This window comes from Paenibacillus vulneris, assembly GCF_039543185.1.
GTDB classification, from domain to species: Bacteria; Bacillota; Bacilli; order Paenibacillales; family NBRC-103111; genus Paenibacillus_S; species Paenibacillus_S vulneris.
Window position 1 is genome coordinate 811,607 of sequence record NZ_BAABJG010000006.1, and the last position, 16,917, is coordinate 828,523.

16 protein-coding genes are annotated in these 16,917 nt (G+C 46.3%); 1 reads left to right on the forward strand and 15 read right to left on the reverse strand.

The window, feature by feature from the left end:
• Positions 1-133: 133 nt before the first annotated feature.
• The 10 genes from ABEA66_RS09155 to ABEA66_RS09200 all read right to left on the reverse strand — a co-directional run bounded on the left by ABEA66_RS09155 (position 134) and on the right by ABEA66_RS09200 (position 10,647).
• On the reverse strand, positions 134-262 hold the full coding sequence (locus tag ABEA66_RS09155) for a histidine phosphatase family protein (protein WP_345587312.1): 129 nt from the start codon (positions 260-262) through the stop codon (positions 134-136).
• 478 nt (positions 263-740) lie between these two features.
• Positions 741-2,084, reverse strand: a complete 1,344-nt coding sequence (locus ABEA66_RS09160; RefSeq protein WP_345587313.1) for an FAD-dependent oxidoreductase — start codon at positions 2,082-2,084, stop codon at positions 741-743.
• A 12-nt stretch (positions 2,085-2,096) separates the two neighbouring features.
• On the reverse strand, positions 2,097-2,954 hold the full coding sequence (locus ABEA66_RS09165; protein ID WP_192703922.1) for a carbohydrate ABC transporter permease: 858 nt from the start codon (positions 2,952-2,954) through the stop codon (positions 2,097-2,099).
• Positions 2,944-3,861, reverse strand: a complete 918-nt coding sequence (locus ABEA66_RS09170) for a carbohydrate ABC transporter permease (RefSeq protein ID WP_345587314.1) — start codon at positions 3,859-3,861, stop codon at positions 2,944-2,946. Before ABEA66_RS09170 ends, ABEA66_RS09165 begins: the two co-directional genes overlap by 11 nt.
• A gap of 10 nt (positions 3,862-3,871) precedes the next feature.
• Complete coding sequence (locus ABEA66_RS09175) at positions 3,872-4,561, reverse strand: beta/alpha barrel domain-containing protein (protein WP_345587315.1); 690 nt, start codon at positions 4,559-4,561, stop codon at positions 3,872-3,874.
• A gap of 66 nt (positions 4,562-4,627) precedes the next feature.
• Positions 4,628-5,956, reverse strand: a complete 1,329-nt coding sequence (locus tag ABEA66_RS09180) for an ABC transporter substrate-binding protein (protein ID WP_225948364.1) — start codon at positions 5,954-5,956, stop codon at positions 4,628-4,630.
• A gap of 108 nt (positions 5,957-6,064) precedes the next feature.
• Complete coding sequence (locus ABEA66_RS09185) at positions 6,065-6,829, reverse strand: response regulator transcription factor (protein WP_345587316.1); 765 nt, start codon at positions 6,827-6,829, stop codon at positions 6,065-6,067.
• Positions 6,807-8,648, reverse strand: a complete 1,842-nt coding sequence (locus tag ABEA66_RS09190; RefSeq protein WP_345587317.1) for a cache domain-containing sensor histidine kinase — start codon at positions 8,646-8,648, stop codon at positions 6,807-6,809. Before ABEA66_RS09190 ends, ABEA66_RS09185 begins: the two co-directional genes overlap by 23 nt.
• A gap of 252 nt (positions 8,649-8,900) precedes the next feature.
• The gene (locus ABEA66_RS09195) at positions 8,901-9,074 is read right to left on the reverse strand and encodes a hypothetical protein (RefSeq protein WP_345587318.1); all 174 of its coding nucleotides are present in this window, start codon (positions 9,072-9,074) and stop codon (positions 8,901-8,903) included.
• Between the two features lie 391 nt (positions 9,075-9,465).
• A complete protein-coding gene (locus tag ABEA66_RS09200; protein ID WP_345587319.1) occupies positions 9,466-10,647 on the reverse strand; it encodes an MFS transporter in 1,182 nt (393 codons plus the stop codon).
• Between the two features lie 313 nt (positions 10,648-10,960).
• Here ABEA66_RS09200 and ABEA66_RS09205 point away from each other — a divergent pair, with 313 nt between their 5' ends.
• Complete coding sequence (locus ABEA66_RS09205) at positions 10,961-11,551, forward strand: TetR/AcrR family transcriptional regulator (protein ID WP_345587320.1); 591 nt, start codon at positions 10,961-10,963, stop codon at positions 11,549-11,551.
• 335 nt (positions 11,552-11,886) lie between these two features.
• Here the strand turns inward: ABEA66_RS09205 and ABEA66_RS09210 are convergent, their stop codons facing one another.
• The 5 genes from ABEA66_RS09210 to ABEA66_RS09230 all read right to left on the reverse strand — a co-directional run bounded on the left by ABEA66_RS09210 (position 11,887) and on the right by ABEA66_RS09230 (position 16,866).
• Positions 11,887-14,418, reverse strand: coding sequence for a right-handed parallel beta-helix repeat-containing protein (locus ABEA66_RS09210; RefSeq protein ID WP_345587321.1), 2,532 nt, complete (start codon positions 14,416-14,418; stop codon positions 11,887-11,889).
• Between the two features lie 251 nt (positions 14,419-14,669).
• A complete protein-coding gene (locus tag ABEA66_RS09215) occupies positions 14,670-15,065 on the reverse strand; it encodes a hypothetical protein (RefSeq protein ID WP_345587322.1) in 396 nt (131 codons plus the stop codon).
• A gap of 118 nt (positions 15,066-15,183) precedes the next feature.
• On the reverse strand, positions 15,184-15,522 hold the full coding sequence (locus tag ABEA66_RS09220) for a VOC family protein (protein ID WP_079912006.1): 339 nt from the start codon (positions 15,520-15,522) through the stop codon (positions 15,184-15,186).
• A gap of 330 nt (positions 15,523-15,852) precedes the next feature.
• Positions 15,853-16,377, reverse strand: a complete 525-nt coding sequence (locus tag ABEA66_RS09225) for a GNAT family N-acetyltransferase (protein WP_345587323.1) — start codon at positions 16,375-16,377, stop codon at positions 15,853-15,855.
• A 54-nt stretch (positions 16,378-16,431) separates the two neighbouring features.
• Complete coding sequence (locus ABEA66_RS09230) at positions 16,432-16,866, reverse strand: GNAT family N-acetyltransferase (RefSeq protein WP_079912004.1); 435 nt, start codon at positions 16,864-16,866, stop codon at positions 16,432-16,434.
• Between the last annotated feature and the right edge of the window lie 51 nt (positions 16,867-16,917).

The window sequence follows — 16,917 nt, forward strand, 5'->3', positions numbered from 1 at the left end:
GGGCATCCCCATTCCGGGTTCCCGAATCGTAAAATATTTAGGACAAATGGGCAAAAGCAGCCGAGCGTTCCGGCCGGCTGCCTCCGTAATTTATTGAGCTCTCGTACCCGTTTATATTTTGTAATGACTTGTATCACCATGCTCTAAGCCAAAGAGCTTGCTGCACTCCTAATTCAGTCAAAGCAGAGCCTTGATGCCTTTGCATTCTGTGTTCAACATTCCAATCTGTTTCGTATTTGTTGTAACACTCAAGATACTTCACCTATCAACTTTTATTAAATACTTCGTTGGTAAAGTATCAAATCCCTTTGTTAATGACGTAAATCTGCCCGTTAGCGTAACGCGACTGCCGATCGATGCCGGCAGCCGGGTCTTAGTAGTTTTTTGATCTATCGTCTCCTATTAGGTGAGCCTCTTCCATCCTCTTCTGCTCATAAAATGAAAAAGCCGCATTACATGCGACTTCTAATGAAACTATGTTCTTATCACCTGACAATCGCCATTACTGGCAATATTAAATTATATTGCAATGTGAAGATCGTCAACCTAGACATTACGTTATGATCTACGTAATCTCTTGTTTGAATTTGTGTAGAATCTTCCCTCTAACTAATCCTTTTCCAGTAACAACTGCAAACCTAAATTGTAGCATTTTATCAACTTTTCACATTTGATAATCACCTCTTTGCTATCCTCTTTTTATCCTAGTCTGTTCAAAAGGACTCTTCTAATTATTCCAATTAGGCTAACACGACATTGGATTGAAGCAGGATCTGCTGCAGCTTCTTTACATCCACATCTGCGGCGGATAAGTTCTCTGCGCTGGCCAGAGCAGCGGCTGCTCCCGCAGCCTGGCCGGTGGCCATGCAGCTCGGAGTTAGCCTGGTTGTGGCTAGTGCCTCGTGAGAAGTAGAGATACAGCGCCCTGCTGCCAGAAGGTTTTGTATCTTTTGCGGTACAAGACAACGGTACGGAATATCGTAAGCTCCATCTCCGCCAATCCATGCGGCTGTAACCCCGCTGCCTTTGGGATCGTGAATATCGATCGGATACCCGCTTCTGGCGATTACATCATCAAACCGTTTTCCCGACACAACATCCTCAATGGTCAGACTATACTGCCCGTTAATGCGTCTCGTTTCCCGGATCCCGATTTGTGTTCCCACCGATGAGATGCTTGCCTTGGCGAAACCGGGAACCCAGTTTTGCAGAAACTGGGCCATCATCATCACCTGACGGCGGCCCTCCTCCTCGGCCTTCGTTAGATCCTCGATGTCCGTGCCGTCCAACCCCTGTACACGGGTGCAGTTCACCAATACCTCATCCTCTGCGGGGCCGGTAAAGAAAAGAACCTGGTCCCGATTAATAGGGACATTGGCAGCTTTCCACTGCGAATAAAACCCTTGAACTCCTGTCAATGGAATGTGATCCAGCTCATCAAAAGGAGTTTTCCGATAAAAATTGTCCGGGTTCTCTATCATATTGCGGCGAACGGCCTCTAGGTCCACTCCGCGCATCCGGAATTTCATCGTCATCGGCTGGGTGCCGTGATCTCCTTCACGCCCTTGCAGCGTAGGAGCCCCGGATAAATAGCTCACATCCGCATCTCCAGAGGTATCGACGAACATCTTCCCACGGATTTGATAGTGCCCCGATTTGCCCGTCACTTGTACGGATCGAATTCGGTTGTCTTCCACTTCAACTGCATCCACAAAGCTGTGCAGCAGCAGCCGCACGCCCGCTTCCTTGAGCATATCGATGGCAACCAGCTTGTAAATCTCGGGATGATACGGTGTTACCGTGTGAACGAATCCCACTGTGTCCCGAAGATGGCCGGGTGAGCCTCCTTGCGCCATTAACCGTTCGACCAGCTCTTGCGCAATTCCCTTAATGACCTGATTGCCTTGCTCGGTATGAAAGGTCATCCACGGATAGACGGAGGCGGCTGTCGACATCCCTCCCAAAAAACCATAGCGTTCGATTAAAATGGTGGATGCCCCTAGTCTTCCGGCAGCGATGGCTGCATTAATGCCGGCAGGCCCGCCTCCGACAACCACGACATCAGCTTCTAAAATGCGGTTCATCTCGTTCCTCCTCTATTCCTTTAACCCAGTCATTGCAATGCCTTGTATAAACTGCTTCTGAGCGAAGAAGAAAACCAGCAGCAGCGGCAGCGTTACCATAACGGAAGCGCTCATCAGCAGGTTCCACGCCGTGCCGGCCTCGTCTGTAAACAGGGAAAGCGCCAATGGCAGCGTCATCAAGTTCCGATTGTTGATAAAAATAAGCGGATTGAAGAAATCATTCCAGGTTGTTAAAAATGTAAAGATCGTCAGCGAAGCGATCGCCGGCTTGGCCATCGGAAGCATGATTTCGAAGAATGTGCGCATTCGCGAGCAGCCGTCGATCATAGCGGCTTCCTCCAGGTCCTTTGGCATGGCAATAAAATACTGCCGCATCACAAATACGCCGAAGGCTCCCTCCGCGCCGAAAATGGGCAGAGCGATCAAGGGAACATGCGTGTTGTTGAACCCTAAATCGCGCATGAACAAAAACATCGGGATCGCGGTTGCCTCGGCTGGAATCATCATGGTGCTAAGCAATAACAGGAACACGAGATCTCGCCCCTTAAATGGGATCCGGGCAAAGGAATACCCGGCCAGCGAAGCAAAAAAGGCGGTCCCAACGGTTACCACAACCGCAATATAGACACTGTTAAAATAATATAAGTGAAAAGGCGTGTTGTTCAGTACTTCCGTGTAGTTCGCCCAACGGATCGCAGATGGAATAAACTCCGGCGGGAATACGAATATTTTGGCCGGTTCCTTAAGCGAAGTCGACACCATCCATAAAAATGGGATCAGCATTACAACCGATATTAAGGTTAGCACCAGATAATGCAGCGCGCCGGCGATCCAATTCGATGATTTCAAGACTGCACCTTCAGCTTTCATGGAACACCCACCTTTTTCTAAGCTGCCACTGAATTAGTGTAAAGATCAGGATGATGAAAAAGAGAATATAAGCTAGAGCCGACGCATAACCGAACTCGAAGAGCTTGAACGCTTTTTCCCAAATATAGTACACCAGCACTTTCGTGCTTCCGCTTGGTCCGCCTTGAGTCATCACGTAGATCTGGCCGAATACCTTCAACGAACCGATGACAGTCATGATGACCGTCAAAAATATCGTGGGCGTAATCATCGGTACCGTCACTTGGAAGAAAGCGGTCCGCCGGCCTGCCCCGTCGATTTTGGCCGCTTCGTAAAGCTGAGCCGGAACCTGCTGCAAAGCAGCGATAAACAGCACCATATTGAGCCCGACGTTCTTCAGCACGCTGGTGACAATAACGGCAGGCATAGCCAATTGTGCATTGTACAGCCAGGCAGGGCCTTGAACGCCAAAAAACAACTGAATCAGCTGGTTAATAAACCCTGTGTCCGTCGCAAACAGATACTTCCAGACGATCGCCCACACGATGAGCGAAGTCATGACCGGCACGAATATGGCGGTGCGGAATAGACCCATGCCAGGCTTTCCTTTTGCCAGAAGCAGCGCAAGCCCCAAAGCCAGAATAATATTCAGCGGCACCAGGCCCGCCGAGAAGTAAAATGTGTTACCTAATATTTTCCAAAATTCAGCATCTGCGACGATTGCTTTGTAATTAGCAAAACCAATAAATTGTGCATCGCCAAGTATCGGCCAGTCTGTCAAGCTCATGTAAAAAGCCATAACTAAAGGAGCAATAAGGAAGATGATAAAACCAAGAACCATCGGCGCTACAAACAGCCATCCGGTAATAGCAGCTTCCCGCGATAAAGGATGTTTCCTCTTGATAGCTGCAGCTAGTTCGCCACTCATATTCGTCCCCCTATCTGTCGATCGCATTGCGGAACGCGTGAACCATGCGCCGGATTTCGTCCTCATGTTTTCCTATTGCGACAGCTCCAACCAGCAGGACTTGAATACCGCAATCTTTTAGAGCAGGAATATCCTGGGGAACAATTTTACGTTGGGAAGGAACGATGACAGGCAAACCGGCATTCTCTACCAACCAGCGGTATTTTAACAAATCGGCAAAACTAAGCGGTGATCCGTACTCCTCTCCCGGGACGATGGACGCTTCCAAAGCTTCCAGCATGGGAAAGGATTTGGCCGCATCCAGAAAGCGGAGGTCAAATCGGTTATCAATAGCAAAAGTGGACGCCAGCTTGCTTGATTTCAGCAAAAAGGACGGCAGGTGCCAAGCATAAATGGAGTAGAAGTCAATCCCAAGCTCGGGTAGCTCCTCTATTTCATCGGGAAGAATGGCCTCTATAGATCCTCCAGGCACTATACCTAAAGGACCATGGAACAAGGAACGAATCTCCCTGAACGTGTCCCTGTACTCCGATAGCGCTCCAAAGCTGGTCCCGCTGGCACGGTGACCCACATTCATATGCACCTTCAGCCCGTCCGCACCTTCTTCGATTGCTGCTTTCGCCAATCTCGCATCATTCTCCGGAAGGCTGACGAACAATTGTAATTTGGTTTGATGGAGAGAAGTCTTCAAACGGTTCATCTGCGGGTTCTCCTTTTCTTTTTGTACAACCGCGGTCCGCTTACAACGAACCGCGTCGCACGTTACCTATTTCAAAAGTGGGGTGATCTTGGTTTCCATCGTTTTTACGATTTGTTCCGGCGTTGCCGTTTGGCTGAAAAGCTGATCGAAGCCTGCAAGCAATTCGTTATCGATTTTCTCCCAATTGACGTGCCCCGGTTGAACGATGGCCTTCGGCATTTCATCAATTACGGCTTGCTTAATGTCTGCCGCATCAGGGTTTCCTGGCTGCTTCAGAAAATCATCGGAGCCTAGCACGCTCTTGCGCGGAGGTACGAAGAACGTTTGGGTTGCCTTGATACCTTCCTCACTCGCCAGGAATTTCATGAATTCTTCGGATTCTTTAGGATACTTGCTGCCTTTGAACATGACATATCCGGCTTGGCCGAGCATCGGTACAGCGCCTTTCGGACCGGACGGCATCGGAGCGATGCTCCATTTGAAATCTTTAATCGTCCTTGCTTTGGACACATAGCTGTATACATCGAAGAACATGCCGATTTTACCGGATTCGAAACTGACCTGTTCACCTGCTTTAGGGTGGGATTGATCGACGAACATCATGGTTTGCAGCATTTTCAGCGTCTCAATTCCGTATTGATCATTCCATGTAAATTTGGTCATGCCTTTATCGAACGGGCCGCTTCCGTTGGACCAGGAGTAGCTGGACAGCAAAATATATGTTTTCCAATCGCGGAAGAAGTTCGCTCCATAGATTTTGTTAGCCCCTGTGCCACTTGAAAGTGCCTTAGCGTCTTTTACGAATTCATCCCAAGTCCATTTGCCTTGTTTGGCAAGATCATTAGGGGAAGCCAGTCCTGCTTTGGCGAACAGGTCCTTGTTATAGAACATAACGCTAGGCGGCGTCGAGAATGGCAATCCATACAATTTCCCGTCTTTGGTGAACAAATCCAGAGTGGACGGGATAATATCATCCATCTTAAAGGAAGCATCCTGCTTCACACTGGAAATGTCCTGCAGAATCCCATTGGCCATAAACTGCGGAACCATACGCTCGGATAACCAAGCGACATCAGGAAGCTCGCGTCCTGCTGCCAATACCGAAATCTTCTGCTGATAATCCGGAAAAGGGACAGATTGCAGGTCCACCGTAATGTTCGGATGGGTTTGTCTGTACTTATCGATTAAAGTCTTGTACAGATCGAGGTGGGCCTGATTTCCCCAAGTTAAAAATTTGAGCTGAATAGGCTTGCTTGTGTCAGGTGTCGCACTGCTGCCGGTTGGCGCTGCACTTGGTTGCGTTCCTGAACCGGAATTGCTGCAGCCGGCAACCAGAACCGCGAGTATGGCCGATATACTGAGCATGATATTGGCCTTACGTTTCGATGCGTTCATTCTGTTTCCCCCCATTTAGTGATGATCTTGATAGTCCTATTATATTGAAAGCGCTTTTACAAAATAAATCACTTCACATTTGGGTTTGGTACGTTTTGTATAGAAGATCTAAAATTCTCCTTCTTCCCTATATGCGCCAGGAGTCTTGCCCACCTGTTGTTTGAAGAGCAGCATAAAATGCTTCGGGCTTTGGTAGCCGGAGAGCCGAGCCACATCGTAAATCTTCAGGTCGGAATTCAAAAGCAAATATTTCGCACGCTGCATTCGGATATCCGTGATAAAATCGGACAAATGGATTTTGGCTTCTTGTTTAAACAATTGGCTGAGGTAAGCCGGATTCAGATTCACGTACTCTGCAAGAACCTGAAGCCGCAGGTCTTTATCGGGATTTCCTTGAATGTACTCTTTGACCTTGCGGATTAGTCGTCGGCTGTCATTTTTCAGAGGGAGCTCATCCTTATCCGCTGCTTCCCCAGGCAAAGACGCATTTCCCTCCTTGGGCACCAAGCCCCGCCGTATTTGATCCAATACCGAAACCAGGGCCAAGCGGTCAATCGGCTTCAATAAATAATCGGTGACTCCGTATCGGAGCGCTTGTCTGGCATATTCAAAGTCGCCGTATCCGCTAATGATCAGGATCGGCATCTGAGGATAACGTTCCCGTACTTTGGCGGTTAGCGTCAAGCCGTCCATTTCACGCATCCGAATATCCGTGATGATGAAATCCGGTACTTCCTTTTGCAAATAATCCAGCGCTTCCCGCCCATTTGCAGCTTCCTTGGTGATCTGGAAATCCGCGGACACTTGGGCGATTAAGTTTTTCAATCCGTTCCGGATAATTTCTTCATCTTCAACCAGCAGAATTTTGATCATATCCATTCACCCTTTCCATAACAGGTATTGTAATAGTAAATGCGGAGCCTTTTCCTGGACTTGCATCAATGTCGAGCTCGTATTCCTCCCCGAACATCAGAATCAAACGATGATAAATATTCCGCAAAGCGAGCCCGTGTTCTCCGGATTCCAAAGGCAATGTCGAGGCAAGCGATGAGCGAAGATGCTCCAGCTGTTCATCTGTCATACCGACCCCATCATCCTTGACCGTAACCAGCAGATAATGTTCAAAGCGAAGAGCGGTGATCCAGATCGTACCTCCTTGCTCCTGTTCGCCGATTCCGTGATAGATCGCATTTTCAACTAAAGGCTGTAGCAGCAGCTTCGGAATGGAATAACGCTCAATCCCTTCTTCCAAGTCAAATACGACACGAAGCCGGTCCCCGTAACGCATCTTTTGGATTTTGACATACGACGCAACGGAGTCCAATTCCTCTTTTAACAGGACCATCCGATCGTACTTATCTACGGTGTAGCGAAGCATTTTGCCGAGTGCGGTCACCATATCGGATACCTCATAGTTCTGCTTTCCGATCGCGATCATGTTAATGGACTCCAGTGTATTATATATAAAATGAGGATTAATCTGACTTTGCAGCGCTGCGAGTTCAGCCTCCTTTTCCTTCAGTCCAATTTCATATACTTCTTTGACCAAGCGGTCGATCTCCTCCGTCATCCGGTTGAATCCTCTGCTTAATTGACCGATTTCGTCCTGTGATTCCACAGGGACAGTTTGCTGGAAGTCTCCCCGCTGCACGAGCATCATCTTTTTCTTGAGCCTGTCTAGCGGTCGGCTGATGTGGTATGAAAAATAGATAGCAAGCAGCCCGGCAGCTACCAAAAACACTATGGCCAGCAGGACCGTAAAATTACGTAATGTTATCGTATCCTTGAGAAGCGAGCTTACTGGTATAAAACTGATCACTTTGAGTCCAGTAAAATCGGAATAATCGACCACAGTCAAGAAACGTTTGCCCTGAACTGTAACGTCCTTGGCAAAGCTTTCATTAGGCAGCTTCGTTTCGAGCAAGATTTGCTCCATAGTTGGGTCCTGCGTACAGCTTCTTTCATTGTAAAATAGCTCATTGTTGCTATCCATTACGGAGAGGCTGCATTTCTCCTCAAATTTCACGTTCGATAAAATCTGCTTGAATACGTCCATCTTCATATCAATTTTAATCAGCCCGAGCAAGCGATTCGTATTCGGCTCACGGATCAAGCGGGCGACGGAGAAATACTGCTGCGGGTTGTTCTCCATGTAGTAATCCGGATTATGCGGAGGAATGATGGCCCAGGCGCCATCCGCTTGACTGACTTTGGTGTACCACGCTTCCTTCCGCACATCCACGGAGAATTGCATTCGGGTCGAATCCACATTGGTAAAAATAAAGCCATTATTGGCAATGACCTGTATCCCTCTCACCTCAGAACGGTTATAAGCCAACCCTGATATATAGAGAAACATTTTTTCCATTTCTTCTAGCGTGGGACGCGTTTGCTGATACGCTGGCATGCTGTATTTGTCCAAAATAGACAATACCTTTTGGTCATAGAGAGGCATCAGGGAAAGACGCTGCATTTCTACTAAGGTCCGATCCAGGTTGCGATTGATTTGGCCGGCAATCTGAATCGTCGAGTCAGCGGTCCTCCTCTCGATGGTGCTGGAGAACTCGTAATAGGAGATCAATCCCTGTAAGGTCAATGGTATCGTGATAAGCAGGATGAAGATAGTTACTATCTTTTTACGTAAATTCATTCGGGCAAAAAAGGGGTGGAACGTTCGCCATTTCCTGTTCATTGCTGCATCTCCTCATCCATACCATGGTCCTATTATTTTAATCGTTGCCCTATTGTTCGAAAATAGCTATTTTTATGAGTGACATGAACTTAAAGCAAGTTGGGCAAAAAATAGAGATATCCGAAAAACAAAAGGGTCTGACATACGCCAAATCGATCTACATAATAGGAAAGCTGCCCGTTACATCAATGAAAAAGGCAGCTGATCGTTTGACCGGCTGCCGCTATATCATGATTCAACTATCGTTATCCGTCATTGCGCGCTGCCCTTGCCCTGCAATCGAGACAACCAGACTCGTTCCGCGACCGCGACGTGCTGAACCAGCTTCAGAAGGTCCTTGTTCTTCGTCTCACTCTCCTCGAGCGCATCCAAGATGCGTCCGTCCGCCCAGTGCAGGTGGTCCATCATGCACTTGATCGTCTTCATTTCGGTTTCCCCCTCTTCGTCTCATCGATTACTTGAACCTACTGTGCCCGTTAGCTTAACCCCGAAATCCATCGGGTGGACCGAGGGCTCCGCTAGGAGCCGCAGCGTGAATACGACGTTATCTGATGTTCGTCTCTTCATTGAGATTCCCTAAAAGTTACTTATTCCAAAACATTGTGTAGCTTCCTTCGCTTGCGTTGCTTGTCAAAACTATATCGTACTTTCCTTCCTTTTATGCCTTAAATTCTATGTTTCCATCCATCTTGTTATTTGTTTCCATTGCCCACTCAATAGTTTTGTCTTCATTTAAAATTTGAATTTTCAGATCGCCCGAACTAAGTCAACACTATAATCTGCATTAAATACTTGATTTTCTTTGAACCTAACATGGTTAGCATACCCTATCCGCTGATTGAACCATCGAATGCCGTGATGCCATGCTGGACAATACAACCACGGCAATGATAGCGATGAGTACTCCGAGTACCCCGAACCAGGTAATGGATGCCAAAGAAACACGGTTAACGATCAGCCCGCCGATTCCTGCGCCGACAGCCATGGCCAGCTGCATCATGGAACTGTTCAAGCTCAGCATGACGCCCGAGGATTCAGGAACAAGCGAAACCAGGTTAAATTGCTGTGCGGGGGCGGATGACCAAGCGGCAAAAGACCAGAGGATCAAAATGGCGAATACGGCAATGACAGAATGTCCGACTAAGGATAGCAAAATCAACGAAATGACGTGAAGCACCATCCCTGAAACGAGCGTGGATTTGATGCCCCGTTTATCCGCACTATAGCCGCCGACTTTCGAGCCAATCAAACTGGCAATGCCGAACATGAACAGAGCTGCGCTAATCAATGATTCATTTAAATGAGTCACCTCTAGCAGAAAAGGGGATAAGTAAGTATAGGCGAGGGAATATCCTCCCAACCAGAAAAAAGTAATCGCTAAAGCAACCAATACCTGAGGTTTTTTTAACAAAGCAAATTGTTTGATCAAAGGGACAGGCTTGTCTCCCTGCATACGCGGTATAACCGCAGCAATGACAAGCATAGCCAAGCCCCCGACAATTGCGATAGCGAGAAATACCGCTTTCCAGCCAAAAGCCGAGGCTACCATTCTGCCGAGCGGGACGCCGATGATGAGCGATGCGGTAATGCCCATGGTGACGTTGGCGATGGCGCTGGCCTGCTTACCTGGCAGAGCGATTTTGGCGGCGATGCTGAGCGCGTTAACGGTGACCACCCCGGCGCCTAAAGCCGTAATGATTCTCGCAGCAATGAAGAAACCGAAGCCGGACAGTATAAATGTCAGCAGATTTGCAGCAATAAAGAGGCCTAGCGAATAAAGTAGGAGCTTACGCCGGTCCATTTTGGCTGTCAGTGCCATCAAAATAGGAGTCCCGACCGCATAGGCAAGGGAATAAACCGTAATGAGCTGGCCTGCTGCCGCAACGCTTGTTCCCAACGTCTCTGCGATTCGGTCTAATATCCCGGAAACGATGTAATTGGATGTTCCAACTAAAAAGCTGATCAAGGCTAGAACGTAAACTTTCCACGTGCTCTTCATAATTCACTCTCCTGTTGTGTTTTTTAGAACTATATTTTTGTCGATAACAAAACCGCCATGGCTGCATGTTAGCAGCTGAAGGAGCCAGCGCGGGGCTTGCCGTGCTCCCTTATTCGCGACGGTTGTGATACCGACATGGTTCTCTCCTCCTTTTGGAAAAAACTGTTTCAATGCAACATTAGTTGCTTGAACAACACTTGTTGTATTTGTATGTTATAATAACAACCAAATGGTAAGCAATCGTCAATAACCATAAACCGTTGTATAGACAACACCATTTCTATAATGTCGTATTACTAGGGGGATTTTAACCATGACAATTAAAAAGAATGAAGCTGATCCTCGTGTGTTACGTACACGGCGACTTCTTCAAGACGCTTTTGCTTCACTAATTCAAGAAAAAGACTTTGAATCAATAACCGTTAGGGATATTGCAGAGCGGGCTACTGTTAACAGAGCGACTTTTTATGCGCACTTTTTAGATAAATACGAAATTCTTGAGGCCAGACTAATGGAATCATTTATGACAATCATAAATGGTAGAATAAGCGGGCACGAAGTATTGAATGAAGAAACAATTCAGAGTATTTTTCTGGGGATATGCGAATTTCACAAGAGTCTAAGCACTATGTGCAAAAGAAGAAATCCATCGCTTGCATCTGTATTCGAAATTCAAATAAAGGAAAAAATTCAAACGATACTTCTTTCCTTTATTGACAAAGACAAGATGCTATCGAATCCAAACGCGCAATTCTCAATAAATACAGCTACTATCTTGTTAAGTTGGGGGATGTATGGGGCGGCTTACGTTTGGAACAAAGAGGGGTGTCTAATAAGTGCGGAATCATTCGTTAAACAGTCTTTGCCCTTAGTGATGAACGGAGCCAAAGAACTACTGGGATAGTTCCTGTCGCTATTGCTCTATCTGCCCTTTATTTGAGCGATTCATCTACTGCTTTGATTGGATCACGCTGAAACGTACAACTACATGCAAGACATGAACTGCCGTCACTTATCATACGGTTCATCGCAACAATTAAAAGGAAAAATGAAAAGGGCGCCGCTGCAGGACGCCCTTAATTTAATCTATGTGTTTGCTGTCATGACCAATTGTATCCAATCTTTAACCGCGGACGACTGAAAAGAGAATCGCCCCTGTCATCGGAGGCCGTTTATCCGTTCTAAATTCTTGACGCCATTCTCTTATCCGGTTGCAAGTCCTGTTTGCCTATGCCCGACTTAGTTAGCGTCGGCAATAACGATCTCATCCAGGTAAAGACTATCACCCGGAACTCCTGACGGGCTATATATCTCGAGATGGACATTTGCAGTCCCGTTCGGCGCGGTAATGTTAGCGGCAGCCTGCTGCCAGTTCGTCGATAAACCACTCAGCGGTATAAGATCGGTTTGCATTAGTGTCTGGCTTCTATCAAACCATTTAACCCTGAGCGTCACCTCGGATATTGATCCGGTACCTTGCTTGGCCCAATAACTCACCCGCTTATTGCCAGCGCTCGACGTAAACCCTGGCCAATTTGCGGCTACTATGCCCCAACCCCATGGATCCGTTACGTCTACTCGAAGGCTGCCGTTCCCACGATGCGCTTCGTATGTCGATGCCGTAACAGAAGCGGAATACCAGGACTGCCACTGACCGCCCGAGGCTTCACCGCCAGCTGTGTCGGCATCAAGCACATTAGGCGCATCGCCTACTACCATGTCATCCAGGTAAAAATAATCCCCTGGTTCCCCCAATCCGATAAAAGAAACGAGCACGGTCGATGCTCCTTCAGGTGCATCAACTAATGCAGACGATTGCTGCCACGCGGTCGTCAGAGCAGGTGATTTGAGTTCGTTCGTTTGCAGTACCTTCTTGTTACTACCCAGCCATTTTACAATCATCTTGGGTTGTATGCTTGTCCCCGAACCAAGCTTTCCCCTGAAGCTGAGTTTCTTCAATCCTGCTGTCGTTGAAAATCCAGGCCAATTCGAAAGCACTCCCCAGCCCCATGGGTCGGTAACATCGATACGAAGACTGTGCTTACCGCTATTCATCTCATAAGCAGACTGCGAGACTGTTGCAGAGTACCAGTTCTGCCACCCTCCGATAGAACCTTCTAGAGTAGCCGTATCCGCGTCCAGATCATTTGCAGCAGGTGCAGCAGGCGGAGTGCCGCCGCTTGAACCGCCAAAGTCAGGATCGCCGTTGAATGTGCTATTCATATCTTGGCTGAACGGCGCAGATCTCCAAGCATTAAACGACACGGCCTCTCCGTATCCTGTGGCAAAGCGCCAATTGCCAAAGTATTGATTATCATGGAAACGATTATTGTTCCCGAACATCACATCATTCTGAACACCGGCAACGGTATAGGGCGACCACGGTATATTATCGGCTCCTGTCGCAATCAAAGCCTGTACACCGCAGTAAGTCCCCGCGCAAGGCACAACATTCTCATCAAAATGAAACTCGTTGTTATTTACCTCAATCTCGCTTGCATGCCAGCGGCAGTCGGTCCTGTATGATTCGGCGGCAATATCGGTATAGCAAGGATGCGTGCCGTTAATCGGATTCGGGTAATCATAGTTGTGGGAGTCGGGAATAATCGTTGGAATCACGAATGGCGTACAGTATCCCTTACTTGTATTGCCGTTTGAATTACAGAACCGGTTTGCATTTTCATAGATAGAAACGCCCGAGAAATTATTGATGAACGAATTATTGTAGATTCGGATCTTTGGCGCCCCGCTTACAGTCGAAGCAAGACGTGCATCACCGCCCGATTCGGATAGGTAAATGGCTGGGCCGGGCGATCCTTGATTGTTATTTCCGCTTGCCCATGCATTGCGGCTGATCGTATTGTTTCGGATCGTAGCGTTGTAACTAATTTCGTACCAAATGCCTTCACCGTCGTTATGGTCAATCCAATTCCCTTCAATCAGGAAATCGATGTTATTCGTATCTGCCCACAGACCGGTTCCTTTGTTATCGTGTATGTAGTTGTTGGTAATCTTCGCGCCTTTCACATCCCAAAATTTGCCACCGCCTGTACAGCCGCAGCCGGGAATCTGAGCTTCCCAATTATCCGTATTATTGCCGGCAATTTCGTTATGGTCGAGCACGATATTTTTAATGGCAGAGTCCCCTTCAATCGGAGGTTTATACATACTAAAGCCATACTGACCGTTATCCTTCAAGCAATTGTAACGGACAACATTATCAGTGCCTAGAAATACGCCTGCGCCGTCATTATTGAAAATCGTATTATATTGAATAGTCCAACCGGTACCGGCATCGTGGTTGACGACGCCTTCGTTATTGTTATCATTGCCCCGGCCAAAGTTTGTGATGGTGAGATGCTGAATGGTTACGTTCGGCACGTCGCCCGTGAATGCATACAAATTCATATTCCGTCCATCGAGAATTGCGCCTGGAGCTCCAATATAGGTCGTGTTGGCCTTCGCATTAATTTGACCATAAATATCATCTGCAAGCGTGTGTGTTCCTGACTCAAACCAGAACGTAGCCCCTGGCCGATTGAAATCGAAGTCGCTGTTATCCCCTGCCGGCACTATCACAGCCCCATCAGGAGCGACGCTTGGACCACTTAATAAACTTGTATCGCTACATACAGCCGCTGGCGGAGAAGTGGGCCAAGAAACATCAGCATAGGCATCATTGGCGAAGGATGGCATAATGGTTCCGGTGAAAAGAAGCGTCAACAGCACGACAATGAACATAGTGCTATGACGATGACGAATGGCTTGCATTTGGCACTCTACCTTTCTTGGTCATAGTTTCCTTTCATAGTGCCTTTCTTTGACACAATTCGTCAATGATTATAAAGCCTCATTCGTTGGGCGGGTTTATTGGTCCTATAGGGAATCAACAAACGCAGGTCGTAGCTGGAAGGTGATCCCAATCGATATTTAAGGGTAATCCATTCGCTAGAACTTTTCCAAGTACTGAGCAGCGCAGCCGCGCATTACCGTTACTTATGATACGGTTCACCCGAATTATTTCATCGAAGATCAATTGGAGTGTTTTCGTCAAACTTTCTTAAATCGCAGTAAACCTGTTCATTTTCTTTAGTACTTTTAATTAATATCATTGATAACGGATTGATACTGCTGTCAGAAATTAGAGCATTACAATTCAAATAACTGCAAACTTCTTTAATTAAATCATGCGTTTCTCTTTCTGGCTCATTCTTGAGAAATATGCTTAGTATTAATGGGTAATCGGCCTCGCATTTTCTCGTTTCGCACACAATATCCTTAATACCCACACCCAACGAATGCTCAATATTTGATGTTATATCTACTTTAGCACCATCTACCTGAAACACCTTGCTAAATGCATCAGAAAGCTCTGCTTTAGTGAGAATTCGATCTACGATTACATCTTGCCAAAACATAATCTTTTCACCTGGCCTTCAGGTCATCCTTATTTTCCCTTTACTTCAACAATTAGCAAAAGGTTTCCGTGGCGCTTGTTCCAGACATAATTTCGCTATCGTACCCTAGCATAATCAATTAACTCAGAACCTCGACAGTAAATCCACCAGGCGCCTGTACATAGAACGTCCATGCGTGTGATCGTTGTGGTGGCTCCACATCAAACCCATCATCCTTCATACGTTGATTGATTTCGTTCACCCGATCCTCGCTTTCTTGAATGAAGCCGATATGAAAGGTGTTGGGATAGCTGACTTGATTACCTTTCATCAAAGTAAGTACTAACCCGCTATCGTCAAATAGTACAGCGAATGTATTGCCGCGTGTGTTCCCAATTTGCAATCCGAAATATTTCACCAAAAAATCAATTGTAGCTTTAACATCGCTGACCGTTAGATTGAGATGGTTTAATTTCACAAGAACACTTCCTCTTCTATAAAGAATTTATTCGTTCAATAACCACACTTTAACACAATATCTGCTAATCTGCCCTTTCGTATTATGAGTTCAGCCAGTTGAACTCTTTTTCCTTAAGGGGTTTAGTAGAAGGATTCTGATGTCGGTCTGAGGGCAGGTAAAGAGAAAATATCGGAGAAGATTGCATCTAAATGTATGCGCCGGGAGAGCGATGGGCAATGGATAAGCTACAAGGAGCAAGATCCACGGCGATCTTACTCCTGTTTGTTGTGTTTTGGTGTTTTGGCATTTGTCCGGGGATTATCCTCAGCAGGAAATTTTTCAGCTATATTACAAAACAAGTTCATAAAGCTGAAATTGCCTTGGAATACCTATATCAATATAAGTAATATCTACGGTGTCCACATACTCAAATCCATACGACATATACATTTTCGCAGGTATATCGTTGCCCTTGAGACAATCTAATCTTATAGCTTTTTGCTTTTTGTCCTTTGCGGTCTTAATTGCATGCTCAACAAGTCTCTTTGAATATCCACGACCACCATATTCCGGCAAAACACGCAGTGCGTGAATAATCATCACTTCATCTTTTGATGCATTAATATGCCAATGTACTGATTGATATGCGTCATCACAATCATGGCTTAAGATATACGCTGCGACAATTTTTTTATCCTCTATACCAATGAACTGACAACCTTCCTTTATCGCAGCTTCAACCATGGCTTGTGATGGGAACCCACCTTTATTTCCATCAGGCAAAAAACTTTTCTGCCCAAGCACTTCACACATCTCATTGTAAAATAACATGATTTCCGTCAAGTTATCTTTTGTAGCTTCTACTATTTTCATTCTCTACCTCACTTTCAAATGTTAATAACTCCGCAAGCTCTGACTTTGAAAGCTTCATATACCGTCTCCGGATCTAGTGTCTTTTGAATAAACGAAGAAGCCGCTTCTCTTTTCCCATCCTGCAGCAGACCAGAAAAGATTGCCCGTAAAATTGTTGTCTATTACGAAAATATGGCACTTATCAATTCCTTGCTCTGCTAAACTCTGTAAGCTTTTGCTCACTAATTTAAGTCCGAGTTTTCGCTTGCGAAAATCTGGATCAACTGCTAAATGGTAAATAAATCCTCTTCGCCCATCATGTCCTGCGAGTATCGTACCGATTACCTTGCCGTCAGTTTCAGCTATATAGCTTAGCCCTGCGTTCCGTTTTAAGTAAGAATCAATACTTGATCTTGAATCGGCCTCGCTTAAAGCAAGACCTTCAATTTCGCTCCATAAACGGTATGCCTGATCGTAATCACTAATGGTCATTTCTCTTACATCAATCATTTTTTTGCCCCCCATGTTAGCCTTGATTCAATTGTATAAAAAAAGTATAAA